The organism is Corallococcus llansteffanensis (assembly GCF_003612055.1).
In the GTDB taxonomy this organism is placed as follows: domain Bacteria; phylum Myxococcota; class Myxococcia; order Myxococcales; family Myxococcaceae; genus Corallococcus; species Corallococcus llansteffanensis.
In genome coordinates, this window is sequence record NZ_RAWB01000226.1 from 1 (window position 1) to 14,982 (window position 14,982).

The window sequence follows — 14,982 nt, forward strand, 5'->3', positions numbered from 1 at the left end:
CGCGGACGCCGCGCCCTGTCACCTGGAGCTGGGGCGGATGGGGAGCAGGGCGGGCCGCGTCTCCGAGGCCCGCGAGCACTACCAGCGCTATCTGAAGCTGCAGCCGCGCGGGTACGCCGCGGCCGAGGCGCGCAGGTATCTGGCCTCCGGGAAGAAGACCCGGTAGCACGGCGCCCGCGATGTTCCTCGTCCTGTCGAAGGTGTTGGACCTGTTGCTCTCCCCGCTCACCTGGGCGCTGCTCCTGGGCGCCGTGAGCCTGCTGCTGCGCCGGCGCACGCGTGTTTCGGTGGGGCTCCAGCTCGTGGGCCTGGGCGTGTTGTATGCCTTCTCCATCGAGCCCGTGGTGGCGCTGCTCACGCGGGCGACGGAGGGCAGCGCGGTGAGCACCTTCCGTCCGGAGACCGTCTACGACGCGGTCATCCTGCTGGGCGGAGGGCTGGACGCGTCGGCCACGGAGCGCTCGGGCCAGCCGGAGTACAACGCCGCGCCGGAGCGCATCATGCGGGGCTTCGAGCTCTTGCGTGACGGCCACGCGAAGGAGGTGCTGCTGTCGGGCGGCAACCTGGACGCGAGGCCGGAGGCGGTGGTGGAGGCGGAGGTGCTGGCCGGGCAACTGGAGCACTGGGGCATCGCGGCCGGGCGCATCGTGAAGGAGGGCCGCAGCCGCAACACCCGCGAGAACGCGCTCAACGCCGAACCGCTGGTGCGCGAGCACGGCTGGCGCACGCTGCTGCTGGTGACGAGCGCCGCGCACCTGCCCCGCGCCGCTGGCTGCTTCGCGGCGGTGGGGCTGCGGCCGGACACGCTGGCGGTGGACGTGCGCTCCTCGCCGCTGCCGCCGGGCAGCATGAGCTGGCTGCCGCGCGCGGGTGGGCTCAGCCAGAGCACGGACATGCTGCGCGAGCTGGCGGGGCGCCTGGTGTACCGGCTGCGCGGGTGGACGACGGAGTAGCGCAGGGGCAGGCCGCACGTCGCGTCAGCACGCGCCGCCTCTGCAGATCCGTCGGGTGCCACCGCACTCCGGCGTTTGGATGGAGGCCCGCGTCGGAAGCAGCCGCTGCGGGTGACTTCGTCCCTGGCGTGAGAATGGACGCCCGCATCCGAGCTGGCTGCTGCAGGTGGCTTCGCTCCTCACGAGCGAGTGGAGGCCCGCGTCGGAAGCAGCCGCTGCGGGTGACTTCGTCTCTGGCGTGAGAATGGACGCCCGCATCCGAGCTGGCTGCTGCAGGTGGCTTCGCTCCTCACGAGCGAGTGGAGGCCCGCGTCGGAAGCAGCCGCTGCGGGTGACTTCGTCCCTGGCGTGCGAATGGACGCCCGCGCCGTAGGCGGGCCGCCGTGGACTACTTCATCGCCGGAGGCGCCTTGAGTCCGCCCGGAGGCGCGCCCACCAGGGCGATGCGTCCCTGGGGCTTCGCTCGCGGCGCGGGCCTGCCAGAGCTGAAGGCGCCGGTGAGCGCGTCCCACGGTGACGGCCGGTCCTTGCTCGCGGTCAGCGCGGGCAGTCCCTTGAGCATCGTGTAGCCGTCGTTGCCCGAGGCCACGAAGCTCAGCGTGGCCAGCCGGTACACCGCCGCGTCGTCCAGCGGCTGGCCCCGCACCTCCACCCGCGTCACCCGCTCCCCGGCCGCCTTGCGCAGGTCGTAGGTGAAGCGCATGCCGGACACCTGAGGGAAGCGGCCGGGCGGCTTGCCGTCCACGCTGCTCAGGCTGACGCCGTTCTCCAGCGCCGCGCGCAGCGTCGCCCCCGTCACCTCCAGCACGATGAGCTCGTTGCGGTAGGGCATGAGCGAATACAACTCACGCCGCGTCATCTGCCCCGCGGGCAGCACGCGATCCGCGCGGATGGCGCCCCCGTTGATGAGCGCCACGTCCGCGCCTGTCGCCTCGCGGAACGCGTCCGCCAGGAACGAGCCCAGGTTCGTCTCCCCCAGCCGGTTCTGCGCGCTGCGCGCATCCAGCGCCACCGGCGAGCGGCCAATCCGCTGCGCCAGCGTGGCCAGGAGCGGCGTGTACTGCTCCATCCGGGCGTTGAAGGCCGCGTCATCCGGCACCTTCGCGGTGATGGGCAGCACCTTCCACGCCCGCTTCTTCACCGCCCCCGTCTTCGCGTCCAGGTCCAGCGTGAGCCGGCCCAGGTCCACCGCGTCCTCGTCCAGCTTGAAGATGGGCGTGCCCGCGACGGTCTCCTCCACGCGGTCGTGGTCGTGCCCGCCGATGATGACGTCCACGCGCACGCACTTCGCCAGCTCCCGGTCCTGCTCCACCGCCAGGTGCGTGAGCGCCACCACGAGCTGCGCGCCCGCGGCCCGCACCGCGTCCACGGAGCGCTTCGCCGCTTCACAGAAGGGCGTGATGCGCGTGTCCGGGCCCGGCTTGGACGACGTCTGCGTCTCCGGCAGCACCACGCCGAAGAGGCCCACCTTCACGCCGCCCACGTCGCGCACGTCCCACGCCTTCATCCCGTCGAACACCTGGCTCGACTTCACGCTCATCACGTTGGCGCCCAGCCAGGGGAAGTGGGACTGCTGGACGCGCGCGCGCAGCACGTCATCCCCGAAGTCGAACTCGTGGTTGCCCACGACGGCGTAGTCCAGGCCGAGCGCGTTCCACGCGTCGATCATCTGCCGGCCCTTGAGCGCCTCGCCCTCCACCTCCGCCGACGACTCCACCGACGGAGAAATCGTGTCGCCCGCCATCAGCGTGAGGACGTTCGGGGACTCCTTCAGCGCCTGCTGGCGCAGCGTGGCCACGCGTGACAGGCCACCCCGGTTCTGGGCCGTGGGCTGGAACTGGTACACGTCGTTGACGTGGAGGATCGTGAGGCGCACGGTGTCCGCAGCCGGTGTCGGCGCGGCGGCCCCGGCGGAGCGGGCGGCCAGCACCAGCGCGAGCGGCAGGAGCGCAACCCAGGCGCTCACGGTCATCGACTTCGTCATCAGGGGTCGTTCTCTTGCAGGGGCACGGGGAGCGCCAGTCCCTCCCGGCGTAGCGCACTCGGCGCTTGAAGGCGAGGGGACCGGACATGGCGCAACGCGCCAGGGAAAGGGCGTCCAACCGACCGCACGACCCTCCTCTCTCAGACGGTGTAGCGCCGGCCCTGCACCAGGGGTTCGATGACGCTGGTGCTCGCGTCGAACGTGTCAGGGTAGTGGATGAGGCGCATCTTCGCGCGGGTGGCCTCCGGCAGCGCGGCCAGCTTCTCGTAGGGCGTGTGCACGCCGTAGTTGGTCTCGTGGATGACGAGGTCCGCCTCCGACAGCCACGCGATGAGGCCCTCGTCGAACGCGGTGTCCGCGCTGTAGCCCAGGCACCGGCCCCCGGCGCGGATGCGGAACGCGGTGGTGGGCACGTGGTGGTAGGTGAAGCGGCACTCGATCTCGAACGGACCGTGCTTCACCGCGCGCTCCAGGTGCAGCGGCGAGTGCGTGAAGTAGTCCTCGAAGTGCTTGTGGCTGGGGTCCGCGCCCTGCTGCTCGATGAGGCACTCCATGCCCGCGGCCAGGTGGCCTTCCCACAGGCGGCGCGTGACGCTCGGGTGCGCGAGCAGCTCCATCTTCCGCTGCAGCACGAAGAAGGAGAAGTAGGCCAGGCTCTCCAGGCCGGAGGCGTGGTCCGCGTGCAGGTGCGTGAGGGCCACGGCGCTGACGCGCTCCACGTCCAGCTCCACGCCGGAGGTCGCGGACGCCTCGCGCATCATCTTGCGGATGGGGTGCGGGCAGTCCAGCAGCAGCACCTGGCCTTCCGCCTCCAGCGCGAGGCACGACGAGTAGTACAGCGCGGAGAACGCGTCACCGACGCCGAGGGGGACGAAGGACAGGCTCATGGGTGGCTCCGGAGGGAAGGGGACAGCCGCTCGCGCAGCATCGCGACGACGGCGGGAGGGCAGTAGGCGGACACGTCCTCGCCGCGCGCGATGCGCTCCTTGAGGGCGCTGCTGGACACCTCGGCCAGGTGCGCCTCGGCGGGCAGGAAGAGGGTGGAGATTTCGGGCGCGAGCGAGCGGTTCATCTGCGCGAGCTCCGTCTCGAACTGCGCATCGGTGGCGCCCCGCACGCCGCGCAGGAGCACGCTCGCGCCAATCTCCCGCGCCAGCTCCACGATGAGCCCCTCGGTGTGTGTGACGGTGACGTTGGGATGCCGCGCCACCGCGTCGCGCACCAGCGCCACGCGCTCCTCCGCCGTCAGCAGGGTGCGCTTGTTGGGGTTCACCGCCACCACCACCACCACGTGGCTGAAGAGGCGCGCCGCCTGGCGCACCACCGACAGGTGCCCCGCGGTGACGGGGTCGAAGCTGCCGGCATAGAGCGCGATGGTCATCACGACACCCCACGAACAGTCCCGGCCGTGAGGGCCCGGAAGAAAGGAAGCCGCTGCGGCGGCACGAAGAGGCACGAGCGGCTCATGCGTCATCCCGGGCGCCGGGCCCCGCCGCTTCCAGGAGCCCCGCCGCCATGCGCTTCACGGTGCCCGCCGCGGAACCCGGGGGCACGAGCCCGGGGGCGCTCGCGGAGAGCACGAAGTAGCCCTGCACGGCGGCGAACAGCCCCGCGGCCAGCGGACGCGCCCGGCGCTTGCCCACCACCGCCGCGACGAGCGCCTCCAGCTGCTCCAGGTCCGCTCGCACCACCGCTTCGTAGGCGACGCGGACCTCCGGCTGACGGATGGCCTCCGCGCTGATGGTGACCCAGCCCGCCACCGCCGCCACGTCCGCGTCCGGCCCGGTGGCGAGGAACGCGTCCACGAAGGCCTCCACCCGCCCGCGCGCGTCGTCCGCCGGAAGCTTCGCCACCCGGGCCGTGAAGCGCTGCTGCGCCCGCGACGCGAGAGAGCGCACCAGGGTGAGGAGGATCTCCTGCTTGTCCTCGAAGTGGTAGTGCACGAGCCCCGGGCTCAGCCCCGCCGCCTTCGCGATCTCGGCCACCGACGCGCCCTCGTAGCCGCGCTCGGCCATGGCCTTGAGCAGCCCGGCGACAATCTGTTCGCGGCGCGCTTCGGTGTTGGAGGGACGGGGCATGGGCGTTTATTTCTAGGTTGTGTGACCAACTTATAAACAGCGCCAGCGCGGGCGTCAAGCCGACCCGTGGGCCGGGACGCCGCGTCGGTGGGGAAGGGCCTAGAACGACAGGACGGACGTCACCTTGTCGGGACCCAGCCGCTTCGCGCCCGCCAGGAAGTCGAGCGTGATGAGGAAGCTGAAGCCGACGATGTCGCCGCCCAACCGGCTGATGAGCCGGGCGGTGGCCTCGGCGGTGCCGCCGGTGGCGAGCACGTCATCCACGACGAGCACGCGCTCGTCCTTGAGGATGGCGTCCTCGTGCATCTCCACGCCGTCCGCGCCGTACTCCAGCGAGTAGCGCTCCACGATGGAGCGGTGGGGCAGCTTGCCGGGCTTGCGGGCGGGGACGAAGCCCGCCTCCAGCGCCAGCGCGATGGGCGCGCCCAGGATGAAGCCCCGCGACTCCACGCCCACGACCTTGGTGATGTGCTTGCCCCGGAAGGGCGCGGACATGGCGGTGACGACGCGGCCGAAGAGGCGCGGGTCGGCCAGCATGGGGGTGATGTCCTTGAAGACGATGCCGGGCTTGGGGAAGTCCGGCACGTCGCGCAGGGTGGCCTGGAGGTCGGAGACGAGCGTGGGGTCGAGGGACATGGAAGGGAGGCTCCGGGGGAACGACGGTCAGTGCGGGGGCGGGCGCCCGTACCGTCCCATGGGGCCCTGACACCTGGCCCCGGGGGCGGCCGGCCCGGCGTGCCCCTGGATGGGGGACCGCGGGGGGAACGGCCGGGTGGCGGACGGTCTGGGACGGGACCAGGACATTGCGGACGTTGATGATCTCACAGCTTCGCACTGGCGGATGGCCTCCGCCGGTGGACGCCATGTTTTTTTCCCACGCGCGGGGAAGCCTTCGCTGTGTTAAGCGAGGCGATTCCCCCGACCCGCCCATTGGAGTCCGGGGCCTTGCGAGCCGTGCAAACCACCGCTGACACCCGAGACCCTCTCTCCCCGCAAGACGGACTGTGGCTTCGCGCCTTCAAGGCCGAGGTCCAGCCCGCCACGTTCAAGAAAGGCCGTGAGGTGGCCGAGGGCCGCCGCGTTTTCGGCCTGACACGTGAGCCCGAACGCATCCGCGCGCAGGTCGCGGGGCCGTCTGGCGAGCGCTACGACGTGGCGCTCATCCCGGGAGAGGGGAAGGTAGTTTCCTCCTGCACCTGCCCGGTGTGGAACACCACCGGCCCGCACTGCGAGCACGTCGTCGCCGTGGCGCTCATCTACGCCGCGCGCTTCCGGCCGCCGCCTCCGCCGCAGAAGGTCGCGCCTCCGCCGCCTCCTCCGGAGGACGAAGGCATGCACCCGGACGACGAGGTCGAAGTCCCCCCTGACGCGCCGGGGATGGAAGGCGTTAGCCTGCCCGCGCTCGCGAAGGTGGAGAGCTGGCTGGGGCTGTCGTCCCTGCCGGACTACGAGTTCCTCTACCGGCTGACCCCCGCCAACACGAGCACCGGCGGCTCCAACGGCCGTCACTGGGTCGTGGACGTGCGCCGCCAGGACGCGCAGACCAAGGGGCCGGTCCACGTCAAGCGCCTGCTCCAGGCGGGCAGCCGCATCGCGCCGCCGGACGAGCGCATCTTCATGGTGCTGTCGCGCCACGAGCACCGCTACGACTCGCGCATCGTGCTGTCCGACGAGGACCTGTGCGAGGTGCTGGAGCTGCTGCGCCAGCGCCGGGTCATCTACCGGGGCACGCCGCTCGTCTACATGGACGCGCCCGTGCGGCCGCAGATCCATTTGGAATCGCGCCCGGACGGCGCCACCGCGCAGATTGAATTGCTGTTCCCGGACGGCGTGGGCTACCCGCTCAAGGACGTCATCGTGCTGGCGGGGCGGCGCACCTGGGTCATCCAGGCGCAGAACCTCCACCCGGTGGAGCCGGACTTCCCGCCGCGCCTCTTGCGCAAGTGGCTCCTGGAGCCGTCCATGGCCTTCCCGGCCGGGCAGCTGGACCGGGTGCTGACGTTCTTCGCCGCGCACCTGCCGCGCTTCCGCATGTCGCTGAAGGCGGACGACATCGAGGTCGACGAGGCGGTGGAGCCGCGCTTCGTGCTCACGCTCGAAGGCGCCGCCGAGCGCGTGAAGGTGCAGCTGGCCGCACGCTACGGACAGACGACGGTGGCGGTGTCCCCCACCGCGACGCACCTGGGCTACGCGAGCGGCATCGGCGAGGACAGCCGCAAGCTGTACCGCCGCCGCGACGAGGTGGAGCGCACCGCGGGCAAGCTGCTGCTGGATCAGGGGCTGCGCTTCGATGTGCCGACGCAGGCGTTCGAGGCGCTCGGCGACGTGGCGCTGGAGTTCTGGGCGCGCGGGCTCGCGAGCCTGCCGGAGGCCTGGGAGCGCTACGGCGTGCAGGCGCCCAAGGTGCGGCTGCGCCCGAAGCTCAAGCCGCGCATCCGCGTGGGCATGAGCGGCGTGCAGTGGTTCGACCTGGACGCGGAGTTCGTCACCGACGACCAGGCCGTGGACTTGGGCGCCGTGCGCATGTGGCTGGACTCCGGCCGCAAGTTCGTGCCCCTCAAGGACGGCTCCTTCGCGGAGGCCGACCCCGAGGAGATCAAGCGCGTGGCGGACCTGCTGGAAGAAGCGGGCGCCATGCCGGGCCGCACCCGCACGCGGCTGCCGCTGCACCAGGCGGTGGCGTTGGACCTGCTCGCGGACCTGGGCGAGTTCACCGAGGTGGAGTCCAAGGCGCGTCAGGCGATGCTCGCGCTGCGCGAGACGGCGGGCGTGCCCAAGGTCGCGGTGCCCGAGGGGCTCCAGGCCACGCTGCGCCACTACCAGGAGGCGGGCCTGTCCTGGCTCTGGTTCCTGCGCCGGCACGGGCTGTCCGGCATCCTCGCGGACGACATGGGTCTGGGAAAGACCATCCAGTCCCTGAGCCTGATGCAGAAGGTGGCCAACGACGAGGGCCGCAAGCCGTCGCTGGTGGTCGCGCCCACGAGCGTGCTCGCCAACTGGGAGCGTGAGGCGGAGCGCTTCACCCCGGGCCTCAAGGCCATGGTGTGGCACGGGCAGGACCGGCGCGAGCGGGCCGAGGACCTGAAGGACATGGACCTCGTGCTCACGTCGTACGCGCTGGTGCGCCGCGACCTGGAGCAGCTGTCCCAGGTGGGCTTCCGCTACGTCATCCTGGACGAGGCGCAGAACATCAAGAACGCGGACAGCGCCACCGCGCAGGCGTGCAAGTCGCTGCCCAGCGAGACGCGCCTGGCGCTCACCGGTACGCCGCTGGAGAACCGGCTGTCGGAGCTCTGGAGCATCTTCGACTTCCTGATGCCCGGCTTCCTGGGCAGCGCGGAGGGCTTCAGCGACCGCTATGAGCAGCCCATCCAGGTGGCCAACGACGCCACCGCGAAGGACCGGCTGCGCCGCCGCATCCAGCCGTTCATCATGCGCCGCCTCAAGACGGAGGTGGCCAAGGACCTGCCGCCGAAGACGGAGAGCGTCGCGTGGTGCGAGATGGAGCCCGGCCAGGCCGCGCTCTACCGCGAGGTGCTGGAGGAGAGCCGCCGCAAGGTGCACGAGTCCATCGAGAAGGTGGGCTTCAAGCGCAGCCGCGTGTCCATCCTCGCGGCGCTGATGCGCCTGCGTCAGGTGTGCTGTGATCCGCGCCTGCTCAAGATGCCGCCCGGAACGCTGCTGCCGTCCAGCGCGAAGCTCGAGCGGTTCATGCAGCTCGTGGAGGACCTGGTGGCGGAAGGTCACCGCGCGCTCGTCTTCAGCCAGTTCACGGAGATGCTGGAGCTGCTGAAGCAGGAGGCCGACAAGAAGGGCCTGAAGTACCTGTACCTGGACGGTCGCACCAAGGACCGCATGGGCAAGGTGGACGAGTACAACCGCGATGACGGACCGCCGCTGTTCTTCATCAGCCTCAAGGCGGGCGGCACCGGCCTCAACCTCACCGCGGCCGACTACGTCATCCACTTCGACCCGTGGTGGAACCCCGCCGTGGAGGACCAGGCCACGGACCGTACGCACCGCATCGGTCAGACGCGCGCGGTCATCAGCTACAAGCTGATCACCCGCGGCACGGTGGAGGAGAAGATCCTCAGCCTCCAGCGTCGCAAGCGCGAACTCGCCGCGGGCGTGCTCGGCACCGACGGCGACGACATGGGCCGCACGCTCACCGAACAGGACATCCAGGAGCTGTTCACCGAAATCTGATGGGCCCCAGGAGGTGGGGGGGAAGGTTGTGGTCCCAACGGGCCCGCCTTCCCACCCGCTCTCCCACCGTGCGCACGACCCGAACACCTGTGCAGTGTCAGCGAGACCTGCTAGGGTGTTCAGGTATCGGGGCGTCGTACGGACCGCGGAGGGCGCGCGTGCTGCTGGGTCTTCGGATTTCGAACGTGGCGGTGATTGAGGAGGTGGAGGTGGCGTTCGGCGCCGGCCTCACCGTCCTCACGGGTGAGACAGGCGCCGGCAAGTCCATTCTGGTGGACGCGCTGGGTCTGCTGCTCGGGGGCAGGGCGGATGCGGACGTCATCCGTGCGGGCTGCGAGGACGCGGCGGTGGAGGGCGTGTTTGCCCGGACGCCGGCGCTGGCCGCGCGGCTGGAGGAACTGGGGCTGCCGGACCTGGGAGACGAGGTGCTGGTGCGCCGGGTGCTTGGGCGCACCGGGCGCGGCAAGGTCTACGTGAATGGAGCGTTGGTGACGCTGGGCGTCCTGGGGAAGCTCACCCGGGGCGCGGTGGACATCGCCGGCCAGCACGAACACGTGAGCCTCTTCGACTCCGGGCTGCACCGGGTGCTGCTCGACAAGTACGGCGGCCTGGAGGAGTCGCTGGCGGCATACGGCCGCGAGTGGGTGAACCTGCGCGAGGTGGACGCGCGCATGGACGCGCTCGGCGGCGACGACGCCAAGGTGCGCGACCGCGCGGAGTTCCTGCGCTTCCAGCTGGATGAAATCACGCGCCTGGAGCCGGAGGCCGGCGAGGACGTGAAGCTGGACGCGGAGCGGCGGCGGCTGGGCAGCGCGCAGAAGCTCAAGCGCCAGGCCGCGGAGGCGGAGCTGCTGGTGGCGGGCGAAGCGCCCTCGGCGGTGGAGATCGTCGGGCGGGCGCTGGGGCTCGTGCACGAGTCCGTCAAGTGCGACGCGACGCTCGCGCCCGTGGCGCAGTCGCTCAGCACCGCGCTGTCGGAATTGGAGGAGGCCGCGCGCCGGCTCAACCGCTACGTGGAGGGGTTGGAGTCCGACCCCGGGCGGCTGGGCGAGGTGGAGGAGCGGCTGGACGCGCTCAAGCGGCTGTGCCGCAAGCACGGCATGACGCTGGACGGCGTCCTCCAGAAGCGCGGCGAGCTGGAGACCGAGCTGGGCACGCTGGAGAACCGGCGTGAAATCCTGGAGGAGCTGAACCAGGAGCGAAAGCGCGTGGAGGAGCGGGCGCGCAAGGCGGCGCTGTCCCTGTCGCGCGCGCGCAAGGCGAGCGCCGGGGCCTTCTCCCAGCAGGTGCGGGACGGCCTGGGCGGGCTGGCCATGGGCAAGGCCGCCTTCGACGTGCGGGTGACGGCCGGGGAGACGCTGCGTCCGGATGGCCTGGACGAGGTGGAGTTCTTCTTCAGCGCCAACCCGGGCGAACCGGCGCGGCCCCTGGCGAAGGTGGCCTCCGGCGGCGAGGCGAGCCGGCTGCTGCTCGCGCTCAAACGTGCACTGGCGGACAGTGACGCGTGTGGTTGCTACATCCTGGATGAGGCGGACGCAGGCGTGAGCGGCGCCATCGCGGACGTGGTGGGGCGGATGATTCGCGACGTCAGCTCCCACCGGCAGGTGCTCTGCATCACGCACCTGCCGCAGGTGGCGGCGTACGCGGATGCGCACCTGCTCATCCGCAAGAGCGTGAAGGGCGAGCGCACCGTGTCCCAGGTGTTGCCCCTGTCGGCGGGAGCCGAGCGCACGCAGGAACTGGCGCGGATGATGTCCGGCATGGAGGTGACGCGCGAGGCGCTGGGGGCGGCCGAGGCCCTGGTCCGCTCGGCCCACCGTTCGCCGCGAGCACGCCGGGAATCCGGTCCGGAGGGCACCAGCCCCCGGGGCCGGCTGCGCCGGACGGCCTGAAACCGGGCCTGAAAGGTGGGAGTGACCCAGGGGGAGGGGCATGACGCACTGCGAGTTTTCGTCCGCGTCCTTGCCCCCTCATTGGGGCTCACATAGCATCCGGCCCGTGTCCAGCACCGCAGGGCAGACCGCGGCCCCCCGCCATAAAGTCATCTCCGCTGGCCTGACGGACGTCGGGCGCAAGCGCAATCACAACGAGGACAGTTTCCTCATTGACGATGAGCTCCAGCTCTACGTCGTGGCGGACGGAATGGGTGGGCACGCGGGTGGCGGTACCGCGTCGCGCATCGCCGTCGAGACCATCGACAAGGAGCTGAGGCGCGCGCGAGAAGGGCGAGACAACCCCTTCGTCAGCGTTCCCAACCTCCAGGAGTCGCCCATTCCAGAGGCGCTTCGTTCCGCGGTGGAGAAGGCCTGTCAGGCCATCTTCCTCACCGCCCAGGACGACGCGCGGCTCTCCGGCATGGGAACGACCGTCATCTCCCTGGTGGTCCGCGACGAGCACGCCTTCTTCGCCCACGTGGGCGACAGTCGCGCGTACCTCATCCGCGGCGACCTCATCCAGCAGATCAGCGAGGACCATTCCCTGGTCAACGAGCAGATCAAGGCCGGGATGATCACCCCCGAGGAAGCCAAGCACTCCCGCTACAAGAACATCATCACCCGCTCCGTCGGCTTCGAGGAGGAGGTGCAGGTGGACGTCATGGGGCTCGTGTCCGAGCCCGGCGACGTGTTCCTGCTCTGCTCGGACGGCCTCGCCAACATGCTGGAGGACCGGGAGATCCACGACACCGTGGCCCGGGCGCCCAGCCTCGAAGAAGTGCCCAAGCACCTCATCGACCTGGCCAACGAGCGCGGCGGCGACGACAACATCAGCGTCATCGTCGTGCGCATGCAGGCCGGCTGAAGGTCCACCAGGCCCGGGCGCGTTGGAGCGCGCCCGGCCTCTGTTGACCTTGACACTCTTCAAAGGTGGATGATAGCTGCCCCAACCTTTCCATCCCTGGCAAAATGCCAGTGGGTGACGGTGCGGGACGGGTGGTCGGTGGGGGAGGTGTTGCGAGCGCGGGGGGTGACTTAGCTTCACGCGCCGGAAGTCCCACGTAAGAGCAGGGTTTCTCCAGGAGTGGTTCGTGGCCAAAAAGTCCTTCACGCTGATGGTCATCCCGGACCACGACGCTCCGGTGAAGCGGTACACCATCCAGCGCTCCTGGTTGGTGCAGGTGGGCATGGGCCTCATGTTGGTGGCGGGCCTGGCCGCGGGTGCGAGCATCCACTACCTGCAGGTCGCCGCGGACGCCTCCGAGAACCGCATCCTGCGTGAGGAGAACCTCACGCTGCGCTCCCAGCTCAAGTCGGTGCGTGAGCGCATCGAGCACATCGGGTCCACGCTGGACCGGGTGGAGCGCTTCGACCAGAAGCTGCGCGCGGTGACGCTGCTGTCGGACCCGCAGCGCAACCTGGCCATGGGCCCCACGGAGCCGGAGGCCGGCACGGCGGTGCCCGCGACGGACACCCAGTTCACGCAGCTGACCACCACGGAGACGCCCAAGGTGCTGCTGGGCCGCCTGGACCGGCTGTCCGCCGAGGCCACCCGCCAGGAGCTGAGCCTCCAGGACCTGCAGGCCTACTTCCAGGACCAGAAGTCGCTTCTGGCCTCCACGCCGTCAGTGTGGCCGGCGCGCGGTTGGGTGACCAGCGACTTCGGCCAGCGCCTGGACCCGTACACGGCGGACCGCGTGACGCACGCGGGCCTGGACATCGCGGCGCCGCACGGCAAGGAAGTCACCGCGCCGTCGGACGGCACGGTGGTGTTCGCGGGGCTGGAGGGCGGGTACGGCAACGTGCTCGTCATCGACCACGGCTACGGCATCAAGACGCGCTACGGCCACCTGTCCAAGATCCTCGTGAAGGCGGGCGACCGCGTGAAGCGGGGCGTCATCGTCGCGGCGGTGGGCAACACCGGCCGCTCCACCGGCCCGCACCTGCACTACGAGGTGCGCGTGAACGGCGTGCCGCAGAACCCGCGCAAGTTCATCCTGGAAGAGTAGCGTCGGCGAGTAGCGCTTCAGGCTCCTTCCGGCTCCGGGAGGAACGCGTCCAGGCGAAGGTGCCGGCGCTGCAGGCCGTGCGTCCGCCCGGTGCGCTCCATGATGTAGGCCCGCTCCACCTCCGCCCAGAGCAGCGGCCCCAGCACCTGCCAGTGGGACGGCTGGTGCACGGTCAGCTCCAGCAGCGCCACGGTGAAGCCCGGCACGTCGGTGGCAGCGGCTCCCGCCGGCAGCGTGGAGCGCAGGTCCTCCGTCAACCGCGCGCGCGTGGTGTCCGCGCTGTCCTCGCGCACGGCGAGCTGGGACGTGGGCAGGAGCAGCACCGCGAAGCCGTCCGGCTGGAAGCGCACGATGCGTGCGCCGGGGTACTGCGCGGCGAGCGACGCGACGGTGGCCTTGAGGAGCGCGTCGCCCGCGGGGAAGCCGAAGCGGGCGTTGAAGTGGATCATCTCCTTCACGTCCACCATCACCGCGCCCACGCGCCAGCCGTCGTGGTGCGCGTGCGTGGACAGGTCGAACTCCTCCTTGAGGAGCGTCCCCTGCGTCAGCGCCTGCACGTGCAGCGCCCCCGTCACCGCGTCGGGCTGGCCCCGGCGGCGCTGCTCGGCGGCGATGAGCTCCAGGGCGGCCGCCTGCGGCGCCTCCTGCGCGTGCCCGGGCCGGGCGGCCCGGGGGTGGAGTGCGACGAGGGCGGTGGCGGTGGCGTCATCGATGGAATAGGGCATCGTGCCCGGTGTGTAGCGCGGACGGCCGCCGGGCGCAGGCCCCTTCAGCGCATGCGATGCGCCGTCACGGTCACCTCGTCCCGGTCATGGTAGAGCTGGCGGACGGTGAGGCCCTCCCAGCCCCCGTCGTCCACGAGGATCTGCTTCACGCGCAGGAGCAGCGGGTTCTTGTCCTTCATGGGCAGCTTGATGTTGGCCACCAGGTTGCGCGCCCAGCGGCGCCGGCCCCACTTGGCCAACAGCTGCGCGACCTCCTGCGGCCGCCACGCCATGTCGCAGAAGAGCCAGTCCGCGGGCTCCTCCGGGGCGTAGGCGAAGGCGCTCTGCTGCACGTGCTGGACCTTGGGGTTCTTCGTGAGCTCCGGCATCAGCCGCGCCGGATCCACCGCCACCACCCGGGCCCCTCGGGCCACCAGCCGCTGCGTCCAGCCGCCCGGCGCCGCGCCCAGGTCCACGCAGACGTCGCCGCGCCCCGGCTCATGGGCCAGCCCGTCCAGGGCCTCCTCCAGCTTCATCGCCGCGCGGGACGGGGACTCGCCCGCGCGCTTCATCCGCCGCCGGCCGCCCGGCGCGAGCGACAGGGCCTCGCGGGCACTCACCGCGCCCGCCATCAGTACGCCATCCGGCGCCACGCACAGGCCCACCAGCAGGGCCCCCGCGTCGCGCGCCCGGTGGTCGTCCTCCAGCAGCCGGTGCGGGGGAATGGCGGCGCGCACCGCGGCCTCCAGCGCCTCGGCGCGTCCGGCCTGCGTGTTGCCGCGCTCGCTGTCCGGCGTGAAGGCGCGCAGCAGCCAGGGCACGTGGGTGGGCAGCCCGGACAGGGCGTCCAGGATGTCCTCCACGGGCACCTGGGCTCCACCGGGGGGCGCCCAGGTGGCGATGACCTTCTCCGCGGCGCGGCCGAAGGCGGGCGGCACGTCCGGGCGCCGCTCGGACTCCAGCAGGGCGGGCCCCAGCAGCCGGGGGTTGGCGTCCGCCCAGAGCAGCTCCTCGAAGAGGTGCGACTCGAAGCCCTCCCGGCACGTCCACAGCCAGCGCCCCGGTTGGGCGGCGAGCGTCTGTGCGGGCATGGATGGCACGCGCGCCCGAGGTG

Annotated in this window: 12 protein-coding genes; 5 read left to right on the plus strand and 7 right to left on the minus strand. The window is 71.2% G+C overall.

Features of this window, described 5'->3' with window-relative positions; genetic code table 11:
• Positions 1-179: 179 nt before the first annotated feature.
• Positions 180-953, plus strand: coding sequence for a YdcF family protein (locus tag D7V93_RS21155; RefSeq protein ID WP_120645138.1), 774 nt, complete (start codon positions 180-182; stop codon positions 951-953).
• A gap of 388 nt (positions 954-1,341) precedes the next feature.
• Here D7V93_RS21155 and D7V93_RS21160 read toward each other — a convergent pair whose 3' ends face one another.
• The 5 genes from D7V93_RS21160 to D7V93_RS21180 all read right to left on the minus strand — a co-directional run bounded on the left by D7V93_RS21160 (position 1,342) and on the right by D7V93_RS21180 (position 5,651).
• Positions 1,342-2,937 (minus strand): bifunctional metallophosphatase/5'-nucleotidase, encoded by a 1,596-nt coding sequence (locus D7V93_RS21160; protein WP_120645139.1) that lies wholly within the window; start codon positions 2,935-2,937, stop codon positions 1,342-1,344.
• A gap of 140 nt (positions 2,938-3,077) precedes the next feature.
• Positions 3,078-3,824, minus strand: coding sequence for an MBL fold metallo-hydrolase (locus tag D7V93_RS21165; protein WP_120645140.1), 747 nt, complete (start codon positions 3,822-3,824; stop codon positions 3,078-3,080).
• On the minus strand, positions 3,821-4,318 hold the full coding sequence (gene coaD / locus D7V93_RS21170) for a pantetheine-phosphate adenylyltransferase (RefSeq protein ID WP_120645141.1): 498 nt from the start codon (positions 4,316-4,318) through the stop codon (positions 3,821-3,823). Before coaD ends, D7V93_RS21165 begins: the two co-directional genes overlap by 4 nt.
• Positions 4,319-4,400: 82 nt before the next feature.
• Positions 4,401-5,015, minus strand: coding sequence for a TetR/AcrR family transcriptional regulator (locus D7V93_RS21175; protein WP_120645142.1), 615 nt, complete (start codon positions 5,013-5,015; stop codon positions 4,401-4,403).
• Between the two features lie 99 nt (positions 5,016-5,114).
• The gene (locus tag D7V93_RS21180) at positions 5,115-5,651 is read right to left on the minus strand and encodes an adenine phosphoribosyltransferase (RefSeq protein WP_120645143.1); all 537 of its coding nucleotides are present in this window, start codon (positions 5,649-5,651) and stop codon (positions 5,115-5,117) included.
• A 309-nt stretch (positions 5,652-5,960) separates the two neighbouring features.
• Between D7V93_RS21180 and D7V93_RS21185 the strand changes: the two genes are divergently transcribed.
• The 4 genes from D7V93_RS21185 (at position 5,961) to D7V93_RS21200 (ending at position 13,164) form a co-directional block, all read left to right on the plus strand.
• Complete coding sequence (locus D7V93_RS21185; RefSeq protein ID WP_244237414.1) at positions 5,961-9,221, plus strand: DEAD/DEAH box helicase; 3,261 nt, start codon at positions 5,961-5,963, stop codon at positions 9,219-9,221.
• Between the two features lie 158 nt (positions 9,222-9,379).
• A complete protein-coding gene (gene recN / locus D7V93_RS21190) occupies positions 9,380-11,113 on the plus strand; it encodes a DNA repair protein RecN (RefSeq protein ID WP_120645145.1) in 1,734 nt (577 codons plus the stop codon).
• A 106-nt stretch (positions 11,114-11,219) separates the two neighbouring features.
• Positions 11,220-12,020, plus strand: a complete 801-nt coding sequence (locus D7V93_RS21195) for a Stp1/IreP family PP2C-type Ser/Thr phosphatase (RefSeq protein ID WP_120627375.1) — start codon at positions 11,220-11,222, stop codon at positions 12,018-12,020.
• Positions 12,021-12,246: 226 nt separating this feature from the next.
• Positions 12,247-13,164 (plus strand): M23 family metallopeptidase, encoded by a 918-nt coding sequence (locus tag D7V93_RS21200; protein WP_120645146.1) that lies wholly within the window; start codon positions 12,247-12,249, stop codon positions 13,162-13,164.
• 17 nt (positions 13,165-13,181) lie between these two features.
• On the opposite strand, the gene D7V93_RS21205 is transcribed toward D7V93_RS21200, so the two are convergent.
• Together D7V93_RS21205 and rlmM are read right to left on the minus strand one after the other, a co-directional pair.
• Positions 13,182-13,889 (minus strand): diguanylate cyclase domain-containing protein, encoded by a 708-nt coding sequence (locus D7V93_RS21205; protein WP_120645147.1) that lies wholly within the window; start codon positions 13,887-13,889, stop codon positions 13,182-13,184.
• A gap of 44 nt (positions 13,890-13,933) precedes the next feature.
• Positions 13,934-14,982 (minus strand): 23S rRNA (cytidine(2498)-2'-O)-methyltransferase RlmM (gene rlmM / locus D7V93_RS21210; protein ID WP_244237415.1); only part of this gene is annotated, 1,049 nt, incomplete at its 5' end.